The 25,135-nt window shown below is 41.4% G+C and carries 17 protein-coding genes, 3 tRNA genes and 1 pseudogene; 13 read left to right on the top strand and 8 right to left on the bottom strand.

What is annotated here, in order from left to right:
• Nucleotides 1-557 precede the first annotated feature (557 nt).
• The 7 genes from L0B17_RS17345 to L0B17_RS17315 all read left to right on the top strand — a co-directional run bounded on the left by L0B17_RS17345 (nucleotide 558) and on the right by L0B17_RS17315 (nucleotide 6,695).
• Complete coding sequence (locus L0B17_RS17345) at nucleotides 558-1,880, top strand: sigma-54 dependent transcriptional regulator (RefSeq protein ID WP_235086521.1); 1,323 nt, start codon at nucleotides 558-560, stop codon at nucleotides 1,878-1,880.
• Nucleotides 1,881-2,104: 224 nt separating this feature from the next.
• Nucleotides 2,105-2,722: a hypothetical protein gene (locus L0B17_RS17340; RefSeq protein ID WP_235086520.1), complete on the top strand. Its 618-nt coding sequence runs from the start codon at nucleotides 2,105-2,107 to the stop codon at nucleotides 2,720-2,722.
• A gap of 25 nt (nucleotides 2,723-2,747) precedes the next feature.
• Nucleotides 2,748-3,818: a hypothetical protein gene (locus L0B17_RS17335; RefSeq protein WP_235086519.1), complete on the top strand. Its 1,071-nt coding sequence runs from the start codon at nucleotides 2,748-2,750 to the stop codon at nucleotides 3,816-3,818.
• Nucleotides 3,819-3,872: 54 nt separating this feature from the next.
• Complete coding sequence (locus L0B17_RS17330; protein ID WP_235086518.1) at nucleotides 3,873-4,571, top strand: C39 family peptidase; 699 nt, start codon at nucleotides 3,873-3,875, stop codon at nucleotides 4,569-4,571.
• Nucleotides 4,572-4,581: 10 nt separating this feature from the next.
• Nucleotides 4,582-5,295: a hypothetical protein gene (locus L0B17_RS17325; RefSeq protein WP_235086517.1), complete on the top strand. Its 714-nt coding sequence runs from the start codon at nucleotides 4,582-4,584 to the stop codon at nucleotides 5,293-5,295.
• Between the two features lie 81 nt (nucleotides 5,296-5,376).
• Complete coding sequence (locus L0B17_RS17320; RefSeq protein WP_235086516.1) at nucleotides 5,377-6,393, top strand: hypothetical protein; 1,017 nt, start codon at nucleotides 5,377-5,379, stop codon at nucleotides 6,391-6,393.
• 83 nt (nucleotides 6,394-6,476) lie between these two features.
• On the top strand, nucleotides 6,477-6,695 hold the full coding sequence (locus L0B17_RS17315) for a hypothetical protein (RefSeq protein ID WP_235086515.1): 219 nt from the start codon (nucleotides 6,477-6,479) through the stop codon (nucleotides 6,693-6,695).
• A 167-nt stretch (nucleotides 6,696-6,862) separates the two neighbouring features.
• On the opposite strand, the gene L0B17_RS17310 is transcribed toward L0B17_RS17315, so the two are convergent.
• Nucleotides 6,863-7,774 carry a LysR family transcriptional regulator gene (locus L0B17_RS17310; RefSeq protein WP_235086514.1) on the bottom strand — a complete coding sequence of 304 codons (912 nt, stop codon included), beginning with the start codon at nucleotides 7,772-7,774 and terminating at the stop codon, nucleotides 6,863-6,865.
• 125 nt (nucleotides 7,775-7,899) lie between these two features.
• Here L0B17_RS17310 and L0B17_RS17305 point away from each other — a divergent pair.
• Together L0B17_RS17305 and fusA are read left to right on the top strand one after the other, a co-directional pair.
• A pseudogene (locus tag L0B17_RS17305) lies at nucleotides 7,900-12,452 on the top strand (ATP-binding protein).
• A 390-nt stretch (nucleotides 12,453-12,842) separates the two neighbouring features.
• Nucleotides 12,843-14,936 carry an elongation factor G gene (fusA, locus tag L0B17_RS17300; RefSeq protein ID WP_235086513.1) on the top strand — a complete coding sequence of 698 codons (2,094 nt, stop codon included), beginning with the start codon at nucleotides 12,843-12,845 and terminating at the stop codon, nucleotides 14,934-14,936.
• 418 nt (nucleotides 14,937-15,354) lie between these two features.
• Here the strand turns inward: fusA and L0B17_RS17295 are convergent, their stop codons facing one another.
• The 7 genes from L0B17_RS17295 to rsgA all read right to left on the bottom strand — a co-directional run bounded on the left by L0B17_RS17295 (nucleotide 15,355) and on the right by rsgA (nucleotide 23,758).
• Nucleotides 15,355-16,533 carry a lipocalin-like domain-containing protein gene (locus L0B17_RS17295; RefSeq protein ID WP_235086512.1) on the bottom strand — a complete coding sequence of 393 codons (1,179 nt, stop codon included), beginning with the start codon at nucleotides 16,531-16,533 and terminating at the stop codon, nucleotides 15,355-15,357.
• Nucleotides 16,533-19,133, bottom strand: a complete 2,601-nt coding sequence (locus tag L0B17_RS17290; protein WP_235086511.1) for an ABC transporter permease — start codon at nucleotides 19,131-19,133, stop codon at nucleotides 16,533-16,535. The genes L0B17_RS17295 and L0B17_RS17290 overlap by 1 nt, the downstream gene beginning before the upstream one ends.
• Before the next feature lie 6 nt (nucleotides 19,134-19,139).
• Nucleotides 19,140-19,862 (bottom strand): ABC transporter ATP-binding protein, encoded by a 723-nt coding sequence (locus L0B17_RS17285; protein WP_235086510.1) that lies wholly within the window; start codon nucleotides 19,860-19,862, stop codon nucleotides 19,140-19,142.
• A 124-nt stretch (nucleotides 19,863-19,986) separates the two neighbouring features.
• Nucleotides 19,987-20,706 (bottom strand): glycerophosphodiester phosphodiesterase, encoded by a 720-nt coding sequence (locus L0B17_RS17280; protein WP_235086509.1) that lies wholly within the window; start codon nucleotides 20,704-20,706, stop codon nucleotides 19,987-19,989.
• An 83-nt stretch (nucleotides 20,707-20,789) separates the two neighbouring features.
• Nucleotides 20,790-21,662: a DMT family transporter gene (locus L0B17_RS17275; RefSeq protein ID WP_235086508.1), complete on the bottom strand. Its 873-nt coding sequence runs from the start codon at nucleotides 21,660-21,662 to the stop codon at nucleotides 20,790-20,792.
• A gap of 9 nt (nucleotides 21,663-21,671) precedes the next feature.
• Complete coding sequence (gene asd, locus L0B17_RS17270) at nucleotides 21,672-22,538, bottom strand: archaetidylserine decarboxylase (RefSeq protein ID WP_235086507.1); 867 nt, start codon at nucleotides 22,536-22,538, stop codon at nucleotides 21,672-21,674.
• A gap of 149 nt (nucleotides 22,539-22,687) precedes the next feature.
• Nucleotides 22,688-23,758, bottom strand: a complete 1,071-nt coding sequence (gene rsgA, locus L0B17_RS17265; protein WP_235086506.1) for a small ribosomal subunit biogenesis GTPase RsgA — start codon at nucleotides 23,756-23,758, stop codon at nucleotides 22,688-22,690.
• A 112-nt stretch (nucleotides 23,759-23,870) separates the two neighbouring features.
• Between rsgA and orn the strand changes: the two genes are divergently transcribed.
• From orn to L0B17_RS17245, 4 genes are all read left to right on the top strand, one after another.
• The gene (gene orn / locus L0B17_RS17260) at nucleotides 23,871-24,416 is read left to right on the top strand and encodes an oligoribonuclease (RefSeq protein WP_235086505.1); all 546 of its coding nucleotides are present in this window, start codon (nucleotides 23,871-23,873) and stop codon (nucleotides 24,414-24,416) included.
• A gap of 210 nt (nucleotides 24,417-24,626) precedes the next feature.
• Nucleotides 24,627-24,702 (top strand) — tRNA-Gly (locus L0B17_RS17255).
• 22 nt (nucleotides 24,703-24,724) lie between these two features.
• Nucleotides 24,725-24,800, top strand: a tRNA-Gly gene (locus L0B17_RS17250).
• Nucleotides 24,801-25,022: 222 nt separating this feature from the next.
• Nucleotides 25,023-25,098: transfer RNA gene (locus L0B17_RS17245), tRNA-Gly, on the top strand.
• Nucleotides 25,099-25,135: the final 37 nt, after the last annotated feature.

Here is a 25,135-nt window from a genome sequence, read left to right as displayed (position 1 = left end):
CCTATTTTAGGCAATATGTAATTACGTTTTACTTGCTAGGTGACTAACGATTAGTAGAGGTTACATTTATAACACAGTTGCTTAGGCTATTTAATACCTGTACAGCTTTATGTCAGATGCACTGGACATGTGATTTTGATATTTTATTTGGCGAGTCAATTTACAGTTAACTCCATTTAATTGCTGATTCTTTCTACACTATTCTGGTTTATCAACCATACTGGGATTAACCTAAAAATGTAGCTGGGATAGCAGATATACTGATGTTAGCCATTGTGGTTACTCTAAAGTGAGTAGCCAATACTAGGATGATTTAAGATGGACAAAGTGTGGTTTTTACTCATATATGAATATTGAGTTGAATAATGACGCTTAACAAGTGATGACTTTCTTTATGTATTGAGTTACCGATGATACAAGCGATTGATCCGGGTTGATATGATAAGTAACCCAGAGTTTCTATCTAAGTAACATTGTCCGGTTATATCTATAGATAAGATACGCAGGCTAAACATGTGTTAGCACTTTTGTGTTCAATGTCTCACAAGGATATCAACATGGAACCATTACTGGTGGCAGGTTTTCAATGCTATGAGCTCAGTCAGGTACTTTCTCAATTACACTTTGATACTCAATATATCGATAAAGAAAGTAAACATAAAATACCGTCCAATTGTACCCTATGTTTAATGGATCTTCGCCAGGGAGATATGATCAGTGAAGCCAATTACCTCGCTAGGGAGTTAGCACCGCAAATTCATATCATTGTACTTATCAATAAAGCGCAGCTTGACGATACAGACATCACGACTTTCATTGTTCAATTTGCGTGGGATTTTTGCACCAGCCCAATCGATGCAGAAAGGTTAGCTAAGTGCTTAGGGCATGGGATTGGTTTAGCTAAATTAAAGCAGCAATATCATACACCTCAGACAGGATTATCTTCTAATGATCACGAGCAACCTGTAACTGAATCAGAGGTAATGCAACAGCTTTTTCGTCAAGTTGAGCGAGTGGCGCCTACAGATATCCCTGTGCTTATTCGTGGCGAGTCTGGAACGGGTAAAGAATTAGTGGCGACCAAACTACATCAACTTTCAGCTAGAAAAGATCAACCTTTTATTACCGTTAATTGTGGTGCTATGGCTGCAGGATTAATTCAGTCGGATTTATTTGGCCATCAAAAAGGGGCTTTTACTGGGGCGACAAGTAGCAGAAAAGGGAAAATTGCTTTGGCTGATGGTGGCACATTGTTTTTAGATGAAATTGGCGATCTACCCGCTGAATTGCAGGTCAATTTACTGCGTTTCTTACAAGAGGGAGTCTTCGACTCTGTTGGTGGAATGACACAATCAGCTGATGTGCGTATTTTAGCGGCTACCCATGTCGATTTAGAAAGTGCTATTGAACAGGGCTGCTTTAGGTTAGATCTGTATTATCGTTTAAATGGCATTACTATTGACACACCACAATTAAAAACAAGGCGTGATGACATAATCGGTTTAGCTAATCGATTTATTCAGGTGTATTCGAATGAATATGGGCTAACCATTAAGCCGTTGTCGCAATCTGCTTGCCATGCGTTATTAAATTACCCATGGCCAGGGAATGTTCGCGAGTTAATTAATCGAGTTCGCCGTGCAGTTGTATTGTGCGATGCCCAGCAGATAAGTGCGCAAAACCTCGAGTTAGTCGATATTGATAAGAAACACCACAGCACCCAATCACTTAAAACGTTAAAAGACGACGCAGAGAAACAAGCATTACAACAAGCAATCATGATAGCTGATGGCCAAGTTGAACTTGCTGCAAGTTATTTAGACATTTCTAGGGCAACCTTCTATCGACTAATGGACAAGCACGACTTACCGCTGGTCTAATCTTGTTAAGCTCAAGCTTATCTATTTCGTTTACCCATCCAGTCTTAATTTTAAGATCGCCCGACTATTTTAAATTCATTCTTATTTCAATAGCTTAGTCATTCTCATTCTTAACAGTGAGAATCTGCTTCGTGCTATAAATCCTATCTGCTTGAAAAGTATTAACTTTTATTGTTGGCATAAGGGTTGCTATACCTTTGTATCAAGTATGGAAGGAACAGGTTATGGATATCATTAGCAGATCATGTTGCAACCTATTGCAATTGTCATTGATACGAGGAATGCAGCTGAGCGTGTTATTGCTGGCGGCACATTCTTACGCTGATGATTCGAGTGTGATTGGTTCGAATGTCGTGCAAGGTGCGGGTCGAGCAAGTATTAACCAAGCCGCTGGCGATTTTAATATTCAATCTAACAGTCATGCCATTGGCTACACCGCATCCATTCAAACCATTAATGAAAGTCACTTACTACAACCAGTTTTGTCACCTGAAGTTAACAAGCAACATATTGCGGTGATAGACAGTCAAGCCTTCGCCTTATTCCAGGGCTTAGCGAGTATTAACCAAGTCAGTGGCGAGCAAAATATGCAGGCCAACATAGGCAGTATTGCTATGGATTCCACATTAGAAACCATCATGGGTCAGGGGCTAGGTGATGAGGCGTTAACTTTGGTATCGAGCCAGTTGGCCCCGTCATCTTATCAATTATCACATTATCAAGCCGAGATCGCTCCAGACAGCTTTTTGGATGCACAAGGCGTGATGCAAGTAAATCAAATTTCTGGCGATAATAATATTGCCATTAACCAGTTCTCGCTGCAGTTACCTAGCGGGAATTAATTATCATCGATCGGAGGAAGGGAAGATGAAAAAACTCACTCTAGTACTAAGTATTGCAGCAATAATGAGTAGTTCTGCATATGCAAACGGATTGACTGATTCTGACAGTAGTGTTGAATTAGAGAAAAAAATAGAGGTATCTAAAGAACTTAAATATAAAGGTAAAGTGACCATAGAAGGAAATATAACAGCTAATGGTTTAGGTATGGCTGTGGTTGAAAACGTACAGGAAACTAGTGCAAATTTAGTTGAAAATTATTATCACGATAATGACGCAGAAATATCAGGCAATGCATTTGAAAACTCCAGCGGTAATATCGGTGTTAACCAAGCAGCAGGTGATTTTAATGCACAAAGTAATTCAGCTGCTTTAGCTTCTATTGATGCAGGTTTTGCTTTTGGTTCTGGTGATGCAGAAATCTTCAGTACGCAAATGGGTGGCTTTAATGGAGTGTGGAACGAAGCCTCAACCAATACTTCAACCATCAATGGTGCTTCATTTATGAATGCCACGGGTAATATTGGTGTCAACGTTGCTGCAGGTAACAACAATATTCAAGCTAACAATATGGCCGCGTCTTCATACAATGGTCGTTTAGGTGAAGCCAGTGTGTCAAATGTGCAGAGTACTGGACATAACGGCACTATGAATATGGGGGTTGTGCAAAATGACGTTGAATATATCAATGTGGATCTAGCCCTAAATGGCGAAGGAACTTATGACGGTACCTCTGCTCTAGCAGAGCCTTACTATCCTGAAATTATTCTAGATGGAAATGGTGGTCATAATAGTGGTCCTGGTTCAGTTGATGGTCATATTGATTTTGATACTGATAACCCAACAGGGGCATCAGTGATGACCTTTAATGAAGAAGGTGATTTAGATTTAAATGGCACAGTGAGTGGTCAATTGCCTTTCTTTATACAAACGGTAGTTCAGAAGTCTAATAACTCTTCATTATTAGCAGGTAGCGCTTTCCAAAATGCATCGGGTAACATTGGTGTTAACTTGGCCAGTGGTACAGGAAACTTACAGTCTAATAACCTTGCTTTAACTAGCATTACAGGTGCTGCAGACATTGTTTCTAACGAGTAAACTTCAATTGAACGTTATGAATAAGGCAGGGGGCAAGTCCTCCTGATTCATCTTATGCGCAACATTATCCAATTAATGATCTCTATATTCCTCACGTTAAGTCTGGCTCACTACAATTATGCTGCTGAGATCAGCTTAACAGGTGTTGTGCCTGGTATGGGAACTTATTCTAAAGCTATCCAGAGCATACGTGAGCGAAAATTTGAACATGTCATAGAGCAAAAAACCGATTTTTCATGCGGGGCAGCTAGTCTGGCTAGCCTGTTAAAATTTGCCTATGACCGTGATGATATTAATGAGCAGAAAGTGTTAATTGGTATGCTAGAACATGCTGATTTGACTTTGGTTCAAGAACAAGGGTTTTCACTGCTGAATATGAAACGCTACCTGCAATCTCAAGGATTAAGAGGGCGGGGATATAAAGTCGGTGAAGCAGAAATGTTATTGCTTAAGATACCTGCCATTGTATTACTTAATGATGGTGGCTATAGCCACTTTGTGATTTTTCGTCGCCATGATCGTGGGGAAGTCTATTTAGGCGATCCTGCTTTAGGTAATCGGATTATGGCAATGGATGAATTTAACAAAAAGTGGAATGGGGTTGTATTTGTGGTTATTGGACAAGAGTATCAACGTGATAATCCGTTGCTGCATCCAAGAGCAAAGCTAACATTTAACGCACTCGATCCGCTCTCACCTATGACGGATGCAGAGCTACTCGAATTTGGTTTTTCTTATTCAGATATGCTTTAAGGAGGAAGGTATGAAATTATGCATAATGTTACTGCTAGCGATAGTTGCACCAGTGATGGCTAGCCCACCTTCACTGTCTGTTTTCCAATACAGCCAAGTGCTGACAGACTTCGAATTAGGATCCATGAAAGGTAAATACACTAATAATGGCCAAGACTATTATTTTGGTTTGCAAATGCAAACGCAATTTATTCAAGAAAATGGCACTCAACAGCAAGTCGGCATGCAAATCGAATTTGCTCAAGTAGATAACCAATCTTCAGTGAATATTACTATCAGTGATCCCAATGCTATGAGTGGTAGTAACGGATTTCAGTTGGACGCTTTGGGCCAAACATCAGGGTTACAACAACGAATTCAAATCGCTGGGAGTGAAAACTTAGCCGTCAATGAATTAGATATGGGGCAAGGTCGGTTAACGCCGCTAATACAGGGGGTTAATGTCGCAATCGGCACAACACTTGTCAGCAATAATGGTAATACCATATTTTCGACAAATGCTAACACCGTTGGATATCAGGTTGAATTGCCTTCAGGTAAGGCAAGCCAAGGGATCAGTTATCAAAATGGTAATGGTCAGTTAGTGCAAAGTATTTTTATTAATGGACTCAGTCATGGAGTGATAAATCAGTCTACACTAAGGTATGACGGTATGCCTGTAGGACCGATTCACTCAAATATACTTGGTAGGCAAATCAGTGATTTAACCGCAATAGGATTTTAATTGATTTTGTACTAGGGTCTGTTGCTCTTCGTTGCAAAAACAACCTTGAAAGATCAACAGGCCTTAACCAAGGATGTAAATATGAATAATAAATGGCACTCAGTTATCGCAGTGTTACTGCCAGGAATATTGGCAATCCCTGCGTATGCTGAAGACACGGGTTCTGAGCTTGTCTCACAATCGGCGTTATCTGAACAAGAGTTTGCTAAACTGAAACAAAAATTAATTTATTTAAATCAACAGATTAAATTGCAGCAACAAACGATAAATCAGATGGCACAGCAGGTGCTTAGGCAAGAGGCGTTAAGCCGGCAAGCTAATACCGTAAATGGCGTTTCGGCAATTGAACCACAACAGACGCAATCAACACCAACATCAGTCGAACGGCAAAGTCCTCAAACTACTCAACCAGCAGTTATTGCGGATAATACTTCAGATCGAAAGAAAGCCCCAGATAGAGCAAGAAGTACTGATGATGTGTTACAAGAAGCTCATAACGTCTTTTCGCGAAAATTTACCGTAGAGCCGTCTTTTACATATAGTTATTACAGCCGAAAAGATCTCATTCTTAGAGGTTTTTTGGCTCTTGATGCTATTTTTTTAGGTAATTTAAATTTAGATCGTATTCGTACCAATACCACGCGTCTCGATCTTACCACCCGTTATACGTTAAATGAACTCTGGCAGTTTGAGTTGAGTGTGCCGTATTTGTATCGCTGGACTCAATATGATTCGGTAGGAGAGGGAAACTCAAGTCAACGCTATGAAACCGCCAACATTAGTGGCGGCCAAATTGGTGATGTAAGTGGAGCTGTTTATTACCGGATCAATACTGAATCAGTAGACTGGCCCGATGTAGTATGGAATTTTAGGCTTCGCGCACCAACGGGAAAAGATCCATTTGGAATCCTACTTGAAACATCCGATACGGGTAACTTGACCTACCCTACAGAAATGGCCACAGGATCAGGTGTCTGGGGTGTTTCGACAGGGTTTAGTTTAGCAAAGACCTTTGACCCTGCCATTGTGTTTTTTAATTTGAATTATGGTGCTAGTTTTACCGAGTCATTTGATGATTTGTCCGGTTCTGCCGGCTAAGCCCTGGTGAAATTGACTTAGGGGATTATCTTGATTATAGCGTGGGTTTGGCTTTTGCTGTCTCTGAGCGGATGAGTTTGAGTATGAGTTTTAATCAACGTTTTTACACTAAAACCAAACAGCGACCAGAAGGCGGAGAGTGGGATAAAATTCCTCGCACTGATACCAATACCGCCAGCTTAGGTATTGGCGCTACGCTAGCGTTATCACCTAATTTATCTATGGTGACCTCCATAGGTGCTGGACTTACTGAAGATTCGCCAGACTATCAAATTAGTTTACGGTTCCCTTACCGTTTTTAGTGCTAACAAAGTTAACGGCATTATGCGTCGCTAAATTGTTTTAATCTCCACGGGTTGAGATTAAATAAGTCATTTGAGATTGTGCTTTCATTTAAGTCACTCAAGTTATTTACGCTAAAGGCGCACAAGGCTAAACATAATCGATAGTGTTTGGTCGGCGTATCGCCTTACTTCATTATTGCACTTAATGATTCTTGATTGCTGTAACGCTTAGCAATAAAGTCCAAAAAGGCACTAATGTTTGATGCTAATTGTCGCCTGCTTGAATACACGCCATACACTTTAATAGAATCCATTGGCCATTCTTGCAGTATAGGCACTAAATTGCCCGAGGCAATTTCTTGCTTACAGCTAGTATTGGACAATAAGGCAATCCCAAAGTCATCTAAGGCAAAGCGTTTAACCATTTTGGCGCTGTTAACGCGCACTTTACGTTGAAAGGTGGCCATAAATTTACGATTACCTTTGCCCACTGACCAAATCGGAGCTGATAAGCTGGTGCCTAGTAATATGCCCTGGTGCTGATTAAGCTCTTGCGGCGAAGCGGGGACGCCATGTTTTTTGATGTAATTTGGGCTGGCGACTAAAATAGGCTGTCTTTCAAACAGCAACCTGGCCACTAAATCAGAGGACTGTAAAGGGCCATATTTGATGGCAATATCATATCCTTCACCCACTAACCCAATATCACTGTCAGTAAACTGAATATCTAACTCAATATTGGGGTAAAGTCGCATAAAACTAGAGCACAAATGACCGATCACTTCTTGGGAAAAAGACACTGGAATGGCAATTCTTAATGAGCCAGAAATGTCATTGTGGGTGTTCTCGATAATAGCATTTGCAGCTTCAATCTCTTGACTGATGGTTTCACAATGTTGAAAAAATAGCGCGCCAACTTGAGTTAAGCTGATATTACGAGTGTTACGTTGCAGTAAACGTACCCCGAGCTCCTCTTCAAGTTGAGCAACTTTTCGACTAATTGTAGATTTAGCTTGTCCGATGTCTCGTGCTGCTTGAGAGAAGCCGTTAGCTCTTACTACCGCTGCAAACAGCATCATACCGTTCAAATCCGGCATATTGCCCTCACTGTCTCATTTATGGAACAAAGCGTTCAAGGTAGTTTATATGGTAATTAGCCTATTAACAAAGTTATATTTACGGGCTAAAAATTTCAGAGGCTAACGACGCAGAGGATCTAAGGATGACCAGCAAAAAGCAGCCCGCTAACAAGACCAAAGTACTATCAGCGGATCCATTATTTTTACAAGCTGAACACTTGGCTAAAGATTTTTCGTTATTTCCTGCTCACAGCAAGCAGTCTTTATCGGAAGAAATTAAAGGGTTATTAACTGAAGAGGCTATACAAGCAAATTTAAAAGGCTTGGCGTCTTTAGATGTTGACGGTTACGTCAATAAAGTTATTTTACCGTCGCAAGACAAAAATCGTCCTGGCGCGAAACGCATGATTGCCGACTTAAAAGGTAAAATCATTGCAGAAAGCCATTTAGGGTCATTTTACCGTGCAGAAGTTGAGTTAAACTTTGGTACTCGTACTCGCAGAATTGGTTTTGTTGCTCAAGAGCGCAGCACAGCTAATGGTGCTTGGATGCCTGAGCATCATTTAGCCGCCTGTAAAGCGATTCGTCACTTTGCTGAATTATCAATGCCTATTATTTACCTTATCGACACACCAGGTGCTGATGCGGGTGAAATCGCCAATAGTCAAAACCAAGCACATACAATTTCTAAAGCCATTGCAGAAAGCGCAAACGTTGACGTACCTACAGTGGGTATTGTGATTGGTGCGGGTTACTCTGGTGGTGCGATTCCACTTGCAGCTGCTAACATTTTGTTGTCAATACGTGATGGTATTTTCAATACTATTCAACCGCAAGGTTTACAAAGCATTGCACGTAAGTACAACTTATCATGGCAGGAATGTGCTAAGTCAGTAGGTGTATCGCCTGAAGAGCTTTATACCGCTGGTTGTATCGACGGCATTATCGATTTCACCCCAAGTGATAAAGATGAGCGTCAACATAACTTACGTCGAGCTATTATTAGTTCTATTGAAGCCGTTGAGCGTGCTGCGGTGAGTTTTGTTGCTGAATCGACGGATTTAAAAGAGCATTATGAACTTAGCTTACAGCGCTTCTTAGCGCCGTCTAAAAATCTCGTTACCCTTGAAAATAATACCGGTTTGGCTGTAGCAAGCAATCCGACTATGTACCACAATATCTTTGGTAGTGCTTATCGTTATTTGCGTTATTTAACCTTACGCAGCCGTATCCATTCTATTTCGCTTGAACAATATGGTCGTTTATCAAAAGTAAGCGTACCTGAAGGTGACTTGCTTGAGCGAATCAAGCAAGAGCAAGAGCGTGTGTTCCAAGCTTGGTTAACAAACCCTGATAAGCTTGTTTATGATGAAGAACTTAATAAGTTATGGGGCAATTTCTCTGCTAAACGCAGTGAAGTGTCTACTGAACGTAACGTCATTACCCGCTTTATTTTAGGTGAGCCGAAAGAAAACTATAAAAAAGCGCGTAAGGCATTAATTTTCAACCTCGCCTGGTCTTTATTCCACCGTTGGAAAGGTAATGCAGCTAACAACTTTAAAGGCTTAATTCAGCATTTAGAGTCATTGCCAAAATCTGCTACTCAAGCCGCATGGCCTGAGCTAAATCAACTTACCGTATTAGATGTGGTGGTTAATGATGAGCTTCGTGAAGATTTTATTTGGCATTGTCATAACATTCTGATCTTTAATGCTTTGTATGACAACGTTGTCGGTAGCTTAGCGTCAATATCTAAAGAAGCTATGATGTCGAAAAGCTTGGCGCGTGCATCAGTTGATAAATTACTGCATAAATCGATTGATAATGCCCTTTCAACTAATGATGAAGCCAATGACAAAGCTAAGTTCTACAAGTGGCTTAAATACTTTATGGCACAATCAAACCGTGCTGAATTATTGATCCGTGTAGAGCAATGGAAAAGTGTTGGTTTCCCACAACTTAACGATTCATTATTCGTTATTTTGACTTATTTCTTTGAGCGTTTATTACCAGAATACTTCGACAGTGAAGATGATCACGACAAATACACAGGAACAATTAACCCTGTACGTATTGGACGTCGTAAAGATTTCTGGAACCGTTTGACCATGGGCTATCAAGACTTGTTAATCCAGAAAGTCCTGCGTGAAGAGAAACAGAAAGGCAAAATGGGGTGGGAGAGCGTGGTTGCCAAATTCTTCACTCAGTTTGACGAGATTAATGCAGACAAAATGTCGGCCAACTTGCTTAACTTCCCAGGCTTTCGTTTATCGATTGAAGATGCCATTGATAAGAAAATCCGCCCATGTGGTTTGATAACAGGTCTTGCTGATTTTAAGCACGAAGGTAAAAAGCTACGTGTGGGTGTGGCAGTGTCAAATATTGCCTTCCAAGCGGGTGCATTTGATATGGCCAGTGCTGAGAAGTTCAGTGCGCTACTTATTGAATGTGCTAAGCGTAAACTACCGGTTATCTGTTTTATCAGCTCTGGTGGTATGCAAACCAAAGAAGGTGCCGCGGCGCTATTCTCAATGGCTGTGGTAAACGATCGTATCACGCGTTTTATTCGTGATAATGAATTACCGGTATTGATGTTTGGTTTTGGTGACTGTACCGGTGGCGCACAGGCTAGTTTTGTGACTCATCCGTTAGTGCAAACTTATTATTTGTCTGGCACCAATATGCCATTTGCTGGCCAAATGGTGGTACCTGCATATTTACCGTCTACCGCCACACTGTCGAACTACTTATCGAAAGTGCCAGGTGCAATGACCAGCTTAGTGCACAACCCATTTAGCGACACGTTAGACGGTTTGTTGACTGGTATTGATCCATTAATGCCATTACCTACAGCGCGTATTGAAGACGTGATTGATAAAGCCTTGTCTTCGCTAGTGCCTGAAGTGGTTGAGGTTGAAGAAGTTATTCTTCAAAATGATCCTCGCGCACTAATGAAGCCAATTAATACCGTGCTTATTCATGCCCGTGGTTGTACCGCGGTGAAATTAATTCGTAAAGCGCATGATAATAATATCAACGTGGTATTAGTCGCATCAGATCCCGATATGACTTCAGTACCGGCTGATATGCTAAAAGAGAACGATAAACTGGTTTGTATTGGCGGTAATACCTCTGATGAAAGCTACTTAAATGCTTATTCGGTGTTAAGAGTGGCTGACTATGAAGATGTCGATGCGCTTCATCCAGGTATTGGTTTCTTATCAGAAAGTCCGCAATTTGCTGCGTTATGTGTGAATAACGGTGTTAACTTTGTTGGCCCAAGTGTGCATTCAATGACGACTATGGGTAACAAGTCTAACGCGATTCATACCTCTCAAGCGCAAAATGTACCGGTTGTGCCAGGCAGCCATGGCATTTTGACTAATGCTGAACAAGCTGTAAATGTGGCAATTGAAATTGGTTATCCTGTATTGCTTAAAGCGGTACAAGGTGGCGGTGGTAAAGGTATTCAGGTGGTTAAGCGCGCCGAGGATATGATTGGTTTATTCCAAAAAACAGCCACAGAAGCCGCAGCTGCCTTTGGTAATGGCGATTTGTATTTAGAGAAGTATGTAACTTCGCTACGCCATATTGAAGTTCAATTGCTACGTGATAAATTCGGTAATACCAAGGTATTGGGTATTCGCGATTGTTCTGTACAACGTAACAACCAGAAAGTGATTGAAGAGTCTGGTTCAACTATGTTGCCAGAAGAGCTTAAACAACGTGTGATGGAATATACCCGTGCATTGGGTATTGCCACCGATTATATGGGGGCGGGTACTGTCGAGTTTATTTATAACTTAGATGCTAATGAAGTGTACTTCATGGAAATGAATACACGTCTGCAAGTTGAGCATCCAGTGACTGAAGCCACTTCTGGTATTGATATTGTCAGTGCCCAATTTGATATAGCCGCAGGTCGTTCAATTGAAAACCTTCAGCCTGTCGAGCAAGGTTATGCAATGGAAGTGCGCGTTACGGCGGAAAAAGCTGCCCTAGACAGTCACGGCATTCTGCAGTTACTGCCTAACCCGGTATGATCACTGAATGTATAATGCCAAAGCGTGATGATGTTGAACTGATTTCGATTGCTGAAGCCGGTAAAGAAATATCACCATACTATGACAGTCTAATTGCTCAAATCATTATTCGTGGTATCGATCGTGAAGATGTTATCAAGAAAATGTACGAATACTTAGATACCGTCGTTATCAAAGGTATTGCTACTAACATTCCGTTGTTAAAACGTATTCTTAAAGATCGCACTTTCAATGAAGGCGTATACGATACTAACTACTTACCACGCCTAATGGCTGAGTTAGATATTCCTGAATTGATTGCTGAAATGGAAGCCGCTGCAGAAAACGTTAAAGTGGATACTGAGTCGTTACGTGTTGGTGAAAGTAATGAGCTAAAAGTATTGGCACAAGGTGCGGGGATTTTCTACACCTCTCCAGCACCGGGTGAAGCGGATTTTGTTAAAGAAGGCGACATAGTCACTGTGGATCAAACCTTAGCGTTAACAGAAGCTATGAAGATGTTCTCGCAGGTCACATTAGCAGGATTTAACCGCCAAGATGCCGTCTTGTATCCTGAAGATCAGACATACCGTATCGAGCGTATTTTAAACAGTAACGGTCAACAAGTTTCACAAAATGACCTATTGTTTGTTATCTCTCCGGTTGAGGCATAATTTGCTTAGTTAACTATGACAAGTTCATTGCGCTAGCCAATTAAAAATACCCGCCAAGTGCGGGTATTTTTTTGCTGAAAGCAGCTTCATTTTTCCATAAAAAATATCTTAATTGGCTTAAAGATAGGTTAAATGCAATAATTTGACCAAATGGCGACTTTTTCTTTGTTTGGTTAAAAAATATTCGATTATTTTTATTTTGCTGTTTTGTATAGGTTAATTGCTTTATTTGAGGTTTTTTTTTGATGAAAAGTCATAAATATTGCAACTCCTATTTGCGCCCAGCAAGGTTCCAATTTACAATATGCGCCTAAAATAACCTGATGTGCGGTGTGTCGGTACTTTTCGCATGCTCCGTCTACTTCTTAAACTAATCATTAAAGTTGAATCATGACCGAATTATCCAAATACAGAAACATTGGTATCTTCGCTCACGTTGACGCGGGTAAAACCACGACCACCGAGCGTATCCTTAAGTTAACCGGTAGAATCCATAAAGCTGGTGAAACCCATGACGGCGAATCTACTACTGACTTCATGGAACAGGAAGCTGAGCGCGGTATTACCATTCAGTCTGCAGCAGTAAGCTGTTTCTGGAAAGATCACCGTTTCAACGTTATTGATACTCCAGGCCACGTTGACTTCACAGTTGAAGTATATCGTTCGCTTAAAGTGCTAGACGGCGGTATCGGCGTATTCTGTGGTTCAGGCGGTGTTGAGCCTCAATCAGAAACTAACTGGCGTTATGCTAACGATTCAGAAGTTGCGCGTATCATCTTCGTAAACAAGTTAGACCGTATGGGTGCTGACTTCTTACGTGTTGTTAAGCAAACTAAAGACGTTTTAGCGGCTAATCCTTTGGTTATGGTTCTACCTATCGGTATTGAAGACGAATTCATCGGTGTTGTTGATCTATTGACTCGTGAAGCTCACGTTTGGGATGAATCAGGTTTACCAGAAAACTTCACTATTCAACCTGTGCCAGCTGACATGGTTGACTTAGTTGAAGAATACCGTGAAATGCTAATCGAAACAGCTCTTGAGCAAGACGATGACTTATTAGAAGCTTATATGGAAGGCGTTGAGCCATCTATTGAAGATATTAAGCGTTGTATCCGTGCTGGTACTCGTACCATGGCTGTGTTCCCAACATATTGTGGTAGCGCATTCAAAAACAAAGGTATGCAGTTAGTATTGGACGCTGTTGTTGATTATCTTCCTGATCCAGTAGAAGTTGATCCACAGCCGTTAACTGATGAAGAAGGCGTTGAAACTGGCGAATTCGCAATCGTTGACGTTGATGCTCCGTTTAAAGCATTAGCGTTCAAGATTATGGATGACCGTTTTGGTGCACTAACGTTCGTACGTGTTTATTCTGGTCGTTTGAAGAAGGGTGACACTATCCTTAACTCATTCACAGGTAAAACTGAGCGTATCGGCCGTATGGTTGAGATGCATGCAAATGAACGTATTGAAATTGAATCAGCTCAGGCTGGTGATATTATTGCTATCGTTGGTATGAAAAACGTGCAAACTGGTCACACTTTATGTGATCCTAAGCACCCTTGTACTCTAGAAGCAATGGTATTCCCAGAGCCAGTTATCTCTATCTCTGTTGCGCCAAAAGATAAAGGCGGCAGTGAGAAAATGGGTATCGCTATCGGTAAAATGATTGCAGAAGATCCATCTTTCCGTGTTGAAACTGATGTTGATTCAGGTGAAACCATCCTTAAAGGTATGGGTGAACTTCACTTAGACATTAAAGTAGACATCCTTAAGCGTACTTACGGTGTTGAACTCATTGTAGGTGAGCCACAGGTTGCTTACCGTGAAACTATTACAGCTGAAGTTGAAGATAGTTACACGCATAAGAAACAGTCTGGTGGTTCAGGTCAGTTCGGTAAGATCGATTATAAAATCCGTCCTGGCGAAGCAAACACTGGCTTCGTGTTCAAATCATCAGTTGTTGGTGGTAACGTACCTAAAGAATTCTGGCCTGCGGTTCAGAAAGGTTTTGGTAGTATGATGAACACAGGTACTATCGCTGGCTTCCCAGTGTTAGACGTTGAATTCGAATTAACTGATGGTGCATTCCACGCAGTTGACTCGTCAGCTATCGCGTTCGAAATCGCTGCTAAAGGCGCATTCCGTCAGTCTATCGCTAAAGCTAAGCCACAACTTCTTGAGCCTATCATGAACGTTGATGTATTCAGCCCAGATGACAACGTTGGTGACGTAATTGGTGACTTAAACCGTCGTCGCGGTATGATCAAAGATCAAAACGCTGGCGTTACTGGTGTGCGTATTAAAGCTGCTGTACCGTTATCAGAAATGTTCGGTTACATCGGTACACTACGTACTATGACTTCTGGTCGTGGTCAGTTCTCTATGGAGTTCTCACACTATTCAGCATGTCCTAACAACGTGTCTGAAAAAGTAGTTGCTCAAGTTAAAGAGCGTAAAGCAGCTGAAGCTAAGAAGTAATTCTTAACTCGCCGCTGAAAAAACCGTTGCCTAGGCAACGGTTTTTTTATGTCTAAAATTTACCTGACTCCGCCGTAAGTGGTTCTTCGTTACTTAACCTCAGCTCGAGATAATAAACGCTACCAAACAGCCCTTTGCCTTGCTAACAGCGTTATTTTTTTAACAAGAATACGTGTAATAGGCCAGCAATTGACGTGCTAATCTGCCTTGTTTTCAAAAAATGGCAAGTTTGCTACAAAATAAGCTAAATCTGTTGAATTCAGCTTATTGAGCTCATCTCTTAACCCGAGTTGAGGTTACTTAAGTTATTCGTACTAATGAAAATAATGATTTAGACAATGCTTTGACATAAGTGGGTTAATTTAATCGATATGCTCATAAAGGAGACCTTATTTTGCAAGTTGATCAATATAAATGGCTAATACCCAGTTAATTCCATATAGCCCATACCTGAATGTGTGCCTTCAATTTGTATTGGGCCTTCCCAGTATGTTGTCGACAATAACATTTCACTATTGGGATTAAGTGCTTGGGTGGTGATATGAATATTTTCGCTTTCAATATCAATTTTCCAACCCGTGGGGTACCGAGTGCTTTGGCTGGTATGCCGGGCAATAGGTTGCATATTAATGTCATTAGGATGACTGGCACTGGTGATGTTGCGACCACTGCCATCAGCCTGCATCAACCTAGCACTGTAAAAGCTATCTTGTGGTTGCTTACCTCTTAATCTAAACATCATTAAGGTTTGTTTTTCATCAAGGCGAATTGAAAACCAATCCCAGCCTTGCTGGCTATCGGTTAACAACTGTGAGCTCCATTCTCTATCTAACCAAGCTTGGCCTGTTACCGTGTCTGTTTTACCGTTACGGTTAATGGTGCCTGATACCTTGATATAAGGTTGGCTGTAGTAGTGTGAGGCAACGGTGGCGTCAGCACTTTTAATGCTAAATCCTTGCTCACCTTGTAATTGCCATGGGCTTTGACTGTCTAAGCTCAGTTGATATCCAAACTGTTTATCTTTAACGCTCAAAGTGGCGGGGAATGGGCTGTTGTTATGACTTTGCCAACGCCAATTATCGAGGTAAATGGCAAACGGGTTGGCAGATACCTGGGCAAATTGTGGATGACTGCGGGAAAACTTCTCTGCGCTGTAATGTTCATTTTTACTGGTTAGCCCAACATGAGCCATAAACATTTGATTGGTTGCCCAAGGAGATTGCGGAGTTGATGTGGCAGATTGCTCTTTAAGTGAAGCCGGTGGACTTAATGCGCTGCGAAATTGGGTCCATTGAATACCAATAGCCTCACCATTTTCAGTGGTTAAGTTGGCTGTAATGTACCACCACTCAATTCTATAGCCATCATGGGATAGATGATCCTGTGGAAACTTAAGAGTATTACCAGGGCTCACCTGGTTATATAGCAGTAAAGTTTCATCGGCGGCCAAAAGCTTGCCCATCGACATACCCGTAGCGGGTTTATTTGCATCTGTTGATGACTCAGTACTAGGTTGGCATCCAGTTAGAATAAGGATAACAGCAGTTATCAGAGTCGGTAGTAACATTTTGGTTCTGCCACAGTTTACGCTGCGCATTATAATGTCTCCTGTTGTAAGCTGCTGATTAACGGCTTACGGGTTTGCCAATATAGCGGCAATGCCACTGAAACTAAGCAGCTGAGCATCGCAATCATAATTACTCTGCCGTAAGCCGGCCAATCCCATATCATCGCAATGGTCCAACCAAAAGCTTGCAAGGTGACTTTATTAATCAATAAGTAACCTAATATTGCCCCCATTGGCAGGGCAAGTAAGCAGGTGAGTAACACTATCAACATCATTTGCGAGGTGACCATGACCCTAAGCTGCCTGCGACTGACTCCTAAAGCGTATAAACGCGCTAATGGTGCTAGTCTTGCTTGAGTTAGCATCATACAAGCACTGAACAAACCAATGGCTGCGACCAGTAAAGTTAGGCTATTGAGGACGACGGTAATGGAAAAGGTTTTAGTGAACATTTTAATGGCTTCATCTTTTATGCGTTGCTGACTATACATACTGGCAGATGACAGACCTTGCTTGCTGATAAGTGTTTGTTGAAGTTGCTCGTTGTCGCCTTGATAATCCACGGCCAAACTAATTGGGTTGACTGGTAAATGGTAATCTTGCCATGCCAAAGGTGAAATAATCACTTCTCCCATGGGGTTACCATAGTCAAAGTAAATGCCGCTAATCGTGAATGTGTCGCGATTCATTTGTGCCGTACCTGTAGATAATACTGTGTTAGCGGTGTTACTCAGTTTATCGATATTGATGTTATCGCCGATATTAAGTTGATATTTGATCGATAATGGCTCGCTGATGAAGACGCTTTTACCATGCTCAAACTCAGTCCAAAATGACTCATCTAACTTGCCTGGCGATTTAAACACAGTGGTGTTTTTAATCGAGTAAAGATCGCGGCTGACCAGATTGATTGGGATTGTGTTGTGAGGGTTAGATTGATCGCGAAGCAATTTAGTCTCTGTCATCCATTGTTTATAAATAGCGGTTACCTTAGGGTCGGCATCAAGGAAGGCGTTAACGTTCAATAGGGTATTAGGACTGGGGCGGATATATAAGTCAGCATGAAGGCGGGCATCTAGCCATTGCTTTAAAGTCGCTTCAAAACTACCGACTAAGGTATTCATTGAAATATTGGCACACAACGCCAGCAATATAGCCATCATGGCTAAAGAGAGTGGGGCGATAATCTCTTTGGTTTCTGCGACCACATATTGCCATAGGCCTTTTGGCATTAAAGGTAATAGCAACCTCACGCCAATGCTTATCGTCATAGGTAACAATAGCGGAATAGCGATAGCAACCAGGCCAAGTAATATTAAACTGTGCTTGTATTGAGAAGTGAAATTAAACAATATCGCACTACTGGCTAATAATATACAGGCGGTTAGAGCCTGTTTTTTGAAGAGTTTTTCATAGGGTATTAAGTGTGCTTGACGTTGAGCGCCTTGTGCTAAAGGCATTCGCGATAGCTGTAATAACAATGGCCAACATGCGCCAAGCGAGGCTGCCAAAGTTAATCCTAACCCTTGTGCAAACCATTGCCATTGCCATAATCCGGGCAGTAATTTTGCGCCATATATTTGTTCTAATGTCATCGCCACCATAGGTTGTAACCACAGGGATAATTGCAGCCCCATGATAAAACCGATAATACTGCCAACCACCACCAAACAGATAATTTCAATAATTAACGCGATGAGTAAGTTATGACGACCCACACCCATTTGCAACAACTGAATAAATAACCTTTGTCGTTTCATTAGGCTGTAGCGCACGCCGTTATAAGCAATAAATAACCCAACAACAAATGCCAGCATACTCATAGCATCTAAATTTAAATGAAAGCTTGCTGTCAGTGCACTAAGCGACTCACCATCATCTTGATTGTCTATAAGTACTTGGCGGCTATCAAATCCTGCCTGATCCAGTGCGGTAATGATTTGAGCTCGCTGCGAGTCAATGGCCGATGGTGATTTGTCTAGCGGAACAAAGACCGCGATATAACTCAATTTATTGGGCATAGCTAATAATTGCTGGGCAAAAGAGATATCCGCCAACATGCTATTACCTAAGCCAAGACTGGCTTCTATTGGAATAAGCTCCACAGGCATATTATTTAAAATCAATTGCCCTTTTGTGAATGCATTCATTCTTTCGACAAGATTGTCAGATATAACAACAGCCGGATAACCGTTTAATAAACGCTGTAGTGGAATGGCTGGCGTTGTTTGTTTAGCGTGTGGTGAATGCTTGTTTTGGCTGGGCTGCATTGATATTGCCGCCATAATATCACTGCCATTGATTTTCCATGATCGCCCTTGTGGATCACTTGCTATTCCTTCAATGACGGCTAATGCAGGAATACCGGCTTGGCGTAAGGCAAAATAGGCTGTTTCATCGATCCCAGTTTGATCTTTATCAGTAAGATAAAAGCTGGCACGTTGGCTCAATAATTCGGTTGTTTCACCATAGCTTTGTTTGGCGTTCTCATTGGTGGCTTTAACGCCTATCAGTAAGGATACCGCCAGAATGATACCCAGTAAAATGGCACTGGCTTGAATAAGAGCTTGGCGGTAATGGCGACTAAAGACCACTAAACAGCGCTTAATAAGGTGCAAGGAAAATGTCATACGCTATTACACCATCAGATTTTGGCTTGCATGGGTTTCAATAATATGACCTTGCTGTAGGTGCCAACGGGTTTGCATAAATTGAGCACATTGTTCACTGTGAGTTACCATTAAAATGCAAGTATTGGCTTGTTTAGCCAGTTCTGTTAACAGTGACATCACCTGCATTCCTGCATGTTCATCAAGGTTACCCGTTGGCTCGTCAGCGAGTAAAAGTTGTGGTTTATGCGCTAAAGCCCTCGCAATAGCAACGCGTTGCTGTTGACCTCCGGATAAGGTTTCAACTGGCCTAGCGAGTAATTCAGTTAACCCAAGTTGCAGGCATAATTCATCACACCAGCTATTCCAAGGTTGGTTATTTAGCGCTAATGCAAAACTGATATTGTCTTTGACGTTCAAGGGGGTGAGTAAATTGAATTGTTGAAATACCACACCTAAACATTGTCTACGATATGCACTCCAATGCGCATCTTGCCAGTCTGTAATTTTGTTAAGGCTTTGTTCGCTAAGAGATACTGAGGACGATGCTAATAATAAATGGCCCGAGTCTAAGGTTTCAAAACCAGCAATAATATTTAAAAGGGTACTTTTGCCACTGCCACTGGGACCGGTTAATGCCACAGTCTGTCCTTGGCTTAAAGTCAGGCTAACGTCATCAAGTACTTGATGGAATGTACCTCCGTCTTTAAACCCTTTATTGATGTTGTTAAGTGCAACAATAATGCTCATTTTTATCCCTGTGCTGTACCGCTTTAGGTGCGGTATCTGTCTAAAGCAATACGTCCTTTTTGGTGCTGACGATCAGCGTATCAAATTAGTCTTGATGGCCTCGTAGCCGTTAGTTAAAAAGTGATTATTCAAACCAAGCGATATAATTGTCATAGGCTTGGGCAAGAGCGGCTTTGGCTTTGTCGGGGTAATTACTGAATACTCCATCAACGCCAATGGCTTTTAGTGCGCGAATGTCATCTGGGTTATCCACCGTATAAACATACACTTTAGCGCCACGCTGGTGGGCGTCATCGATTAATGCTTGGCTGATAAAACTCAAATCAATATGCACAGAGTATGCTTGTAAATCAGTGACGCTTTTGGCTAAATCGAGTGGAATACCTCCCAATAGCGGTGCCACGTAAGCCGTGGGTAATGTTTGCTTGATTTGGGCAAGGTAGGGATGATTAAATGAACTCATTAATAACTGTTCGGGTTTGAAGCCTAAAACTGAAATAGCCTGAGGGTATAAAGCCAACAGTGGCGATACAGTATCATCGCCTTTTAGCTCGATATTGACGATGCAGCGGCCTTGAATCAGTTCAAGCACCTGCCATAAAGTGGGTATAGGTTGACGTTTAACATTAAGCTTGGCTAATTGATTTAATGACGCGTGGCGGATAAGACCTTTGCCGTTAGATTTACCTTCTAAGCGGCGATCATGAAATACCACCAATTGCCCTTCAACATTATGGACATCGAGCTCTATCGCTTCTGCACCCATATCTAACGCGGCTTGCATTGCAACCAAGGTATTCTCGGGATGATATCCACTGGCGCCACGGTGGGCAAATATAAGCATGATATGGTCTCTGGTTATCAGTAAGCAAAATTACAATTGTGCTAATTTGCCCCAATTACCAAGATATGGCTAGGGCCGAAAGGTTAAATTTTGTTTTTCTTATGACTTTGCTGGGTTTCAAATAATGCCGTTGCAACAATAATTGCTCCACCAATCAAGGTCTGGATGGTTAATTGTTCACCCAAAACGATTAATGCTAAAATGGCACCATAAAATGGTTGTAAACAGGATACTAATCCGACCGTTTTTGCACTTAAATAGCGTAGCGCGGTGGTAAATAAAGCATGCGGTGCGGCGGTAAATACCACCCCTAACAATATAACTAACCCTAAAGTGTGCTGATTAAGATCCGCCGTACTGACGTCTTGCCACGGACTTAAAAATATCACAGTAACGAGTGTTTGATAAAACATGGCATGCGGCCCACTGTAGCCAGTGAAGTAGCGTTTATGCAGTAGGTTACGGGCGGTGAATAACACAGCGGATAATACACCAACTAAAATACCTAAGGTAATGTCATTATTAAGATTGGGTTCAGGGATTAATAGAATAACGCCAATTAATACAGCGAAACCTGATACCAGATCGATGCATTTAAGTTGAGTGCGGTTAATTAATGGCTCAACTAATACTGTCATTACAGGATAGGTAAAAAAGGCAATCATACCGATAGCAACAGATGATAACTGCATTGCGGCAAAATATGTCACCCAATGACAGCTCACTAAGATACCGAGTAAAATGGCAATAAAATAATCTTTGCTATGGTGTAACTTAAGGGGTTGTTTACTGGCCTTTACCAGTATAGCCAGCACCAAGGCGGCGACGATACAGCGTAAGAAGGTAATATTAAGCGCACTTAGCGGAATAAGCTTAGAAAAAAGCGCCGTACCACCAAATAGTAGTACGGCTAGATGGACTTCAACTAATCCTGAACGGGGTTTAGTAGTCGTCACGGTTAACTTCTATTTAATATTAATATTGGCAAATGCCTGACCTAAGCGAGTCACTTCACCAGGCTCAACTCCATCAGCGAAAGTATCAATGGCATCCTGAGCAAATAACATCACTACAGTACTACCTAATTTAAAGCGGCCCATTTCAGCCCCTTTCTCTAATGTTAGTGCTTTAGGGCCTGTGGTTGGATAATCCCAGCTGAAGACTTGCTTGCCACCTGGTGGGGTAACTGTACCAGCCCAAATGGTTTCGATACTCGCTACAATTGTTGCGCCAACTAATACCATGGCTAATGGGCCTATTTCGGTTTCAAAAATAGCCACTACACGTTCATTACGGGCAAAAAGGCCTGGCACGTTTTGTGCTGTAAGTGGGTTAACTGAAAATAAATCGCCCGGTACGTAAGTCATTTTAGACAAGGTGCCAGTTATTGGCATATGAATACGGTGATAGTCTTTTGGTGCAAGATAGATAGTTGCAAAATCACCGCCATCAAAACGGTCTGCATCGGCTTTATCACCACCGAGTAAAGCTTGCGAGGTATAGCTATGACCTTTGGCCTGGAAAATGTTGCCAGATTCAATTGGCCCACATTGGCTAACAGCGCCATCTACTGGGTGTGCCATAATGTGTTTATCTTGATTAATTGGACGCAAACCTTGCTTTAATTCGCGGGTAAAAAAGGCATTAAAAGTATTGTAAGCTTCGGGCTCACTTTTAGCTGCTTCTGACATGTCAATTTTGTATTGATTAATGAACCACTTAATAAATACTGTGGTTAGTATCCCAGCTTCTGCGGCGGCAAATTTGCCGACTAGGCGCGATAAAAAATGTTTTGGCATGATGTATTGCAAAGCAATTTTTAATGAGTCCAATTTAATTTCCTTACTTTCTTATTAGTTTTTTACAATAGATTTATTAATTTTACGCCAGATATGCACTGACTACTTTCAAGTATCTTAGACACGGCTTAGATCTATTTAGGTTAGATCTATTAGCTTAAACGCACCCAATTAGATATTTATTACTTTGAAATATCATCAATGGCACGAAAATGTCGAGCATGGCGCTGTTCGTCAAGGCTGGCAATAATCCGGTTATAGTTATAAAACCTATCTTGGGTAATTTTGCCTTCTTTTAGGGCTGCTTGTAGTGCACAACCTGGGTCATCGCCATGTTTGCAGTCTCTAAACTTACAAGTCCCTAAAAATTCTCTAAACTCGATAAAACACCAACCGACTCGTTGAGCATCTAAATGCCATAACGCAAACTCGCGTACACCCGGAGAGTCGATTAAATCACCGCCGCTGGCAAAGTGTAATAGCTTTGCGGTTGTCGTGGTGTGTTGACCTAAACCCGAGTTACCAGACACATCGCCAATCAGTAAATCCGCTTCTGGCATTAATGCATTAATGACCGATGATTTACCAACACCAGATTGTCCAGCAAATACGCTGACTTTATCTTTGAGTAAATCTTTAAGATCAGCAATGCCTTCGCCAGTATGGCTACTCAGTTGATAAACTTGATAACCAATGTCACGATAGCGAGCTAATGCTTGTTCAATTTCAGGGCGGTTTTCATCGTCCAATAAATCGATTTTATTTAGCACAATAACCGGCGCAATATCTGTGTCTTCACAGGCCACTAAATAGCGGTCAATAATTTGGGTAGTGAAACTAGGCAATACCGATGACACGATAAGAATTTGATCAATATTAGCCGCAATAATTTTTACGCCATCATATAAATCAGGGCGAGTAAGAGACGACTTTCGCGGATGTACAGCTTCAACAATACCGCCAATGTTGGCATTGGATTGTACTTCTGTCGCTAAACGCACAACGACTCTGTCCCCCGTGACTAGACTGGTGACTGCACGGCGAATATTACAACGGGTAATAATGCCATCTTGAGTTTCAATATCAGCATGTTGGCCGAAACGAGAGATCACCACACCAGCTTGTTCAGGCGTTAATAAATGATCTTGAATATCAGCACTGTCGCTGGCTGAGTCGGTGCGATTTAATCGTTTTGATTGATTTGCACGCATGCGCCTTAATTGGCCTTGGCTTAGGGGTTTCTTTTTGCTCACAGAGAGATCTTCATCAATTAAAGGTATTTTTTTGTGTCTTAAAAGGATTATGATACACGCAATGAAATAAAAAAGCCTGAAATTAGGGCAATAGATAGAAAAGGCGAACGATATGGCTGCTGATGCGAAAAATTTGATTTGGGTTGATCTTGAAATGACAGGGCTTGAGCCTGAAGTTGATAGAATTATTGAAATTGCCACGTTAGTGACAGATCAAGATTTAAATATCATTGCCCAAGGGCCTGTTTTAGCTATATATCAAACCGATGAAGTGCTAGCGGGAATGGATGATTGGAATCAAAAGCACCATGGTGAATCAGGTCTAATTGATCGGGTTAAAGCCAGTAAATACAGTGAGCAAGATGCCATAGATCAAACGATTGAGTTTTTATCACACTATGTACCTAAAGGGGCATCACCTATGTGTGGTAATAGCATTGGCCAAGATCGCCGCTTTTTGAACAAGTATATGCTAGAGCTTGAAGACTATTTCCATTACCGTAATGTGGATGTTAGTACCATTAAAGAATTAGTCCGTCGTTGGAGCCCTGCAACTATGGATGGTTTCTCTAAAAAGAATACCCATCAAGCATTAGAAGACATCAAAGAGTCGATTGCTGAATTGCAGTATTATCGTGGTCAGGTATTTAAAATTTAACCAAACGATTCAATTTTTGTAAAAAGAGTGCAAAAAGGGGTTGCAGCAGATGAAATATTACCTATAATGCGGCCTCAACTTTCTACAGAGTGTTAAACTTTGAATGATAGAAAGTAGGAATTTGAAATACAGAAATAAGCGACATTAGCTCAGTTGGTTTAGGTAGAAAGACGATACCTTATTGATTGTTACAAATGAAGCAAGTAATAAGCGACATTAGCTCAGTTGGTAGAGCGATACCTTGCCAAGGTATAGGTCATCAGTTCGAACCTGATATGTCGCTCCAAATTCCGGCATGATTTTGATAAGCGACATTAGCTCAGTTGGTAGAGCGATACCTTGCCAAGGTATAGGTCATCAGTTCGAACCTGATATGTCGCTCCAAATTCCGGCATGATTTTGATATGCGACATTAGCTCAGTTGCGATTTTAGACAATGAGATACCTTTTTTGTTTGCCAAGGTATAGGTCATCAGTTCGAACCACTCTTTATAAAAGAGATGGTCGCTCCAAATTACAAAGTTAGTTTTGATAAGCGACATTAGCTCAGTTGATACAGGTTGAAAGACGATACCTTATTGATTGTTACAAATGAAGCAACAATAAGCGACATTAGCTCAGTTGGTAGAGCGATACCTTGCCAAGGTATAGGTCATCAGTTCGAACCTGATATGTCGCTCCAAAATCATCTACCTCCTTAAAATTTTTCCATTTTACAT

The organism is Shewanella sp. OMA3-2 (assembly GCF_021513195.1).
Classification (GTDB): Bacteria; Pseudomonadota; Gammaproteobacteria; order Enterobacterales; family Shewanellaceae; genus Shewanella.
The sequence above is the reverse complement of the archived record's forward strand: the minus strand, read 5'-3'. Positions and strand labels throughout refer to the sequence as shown.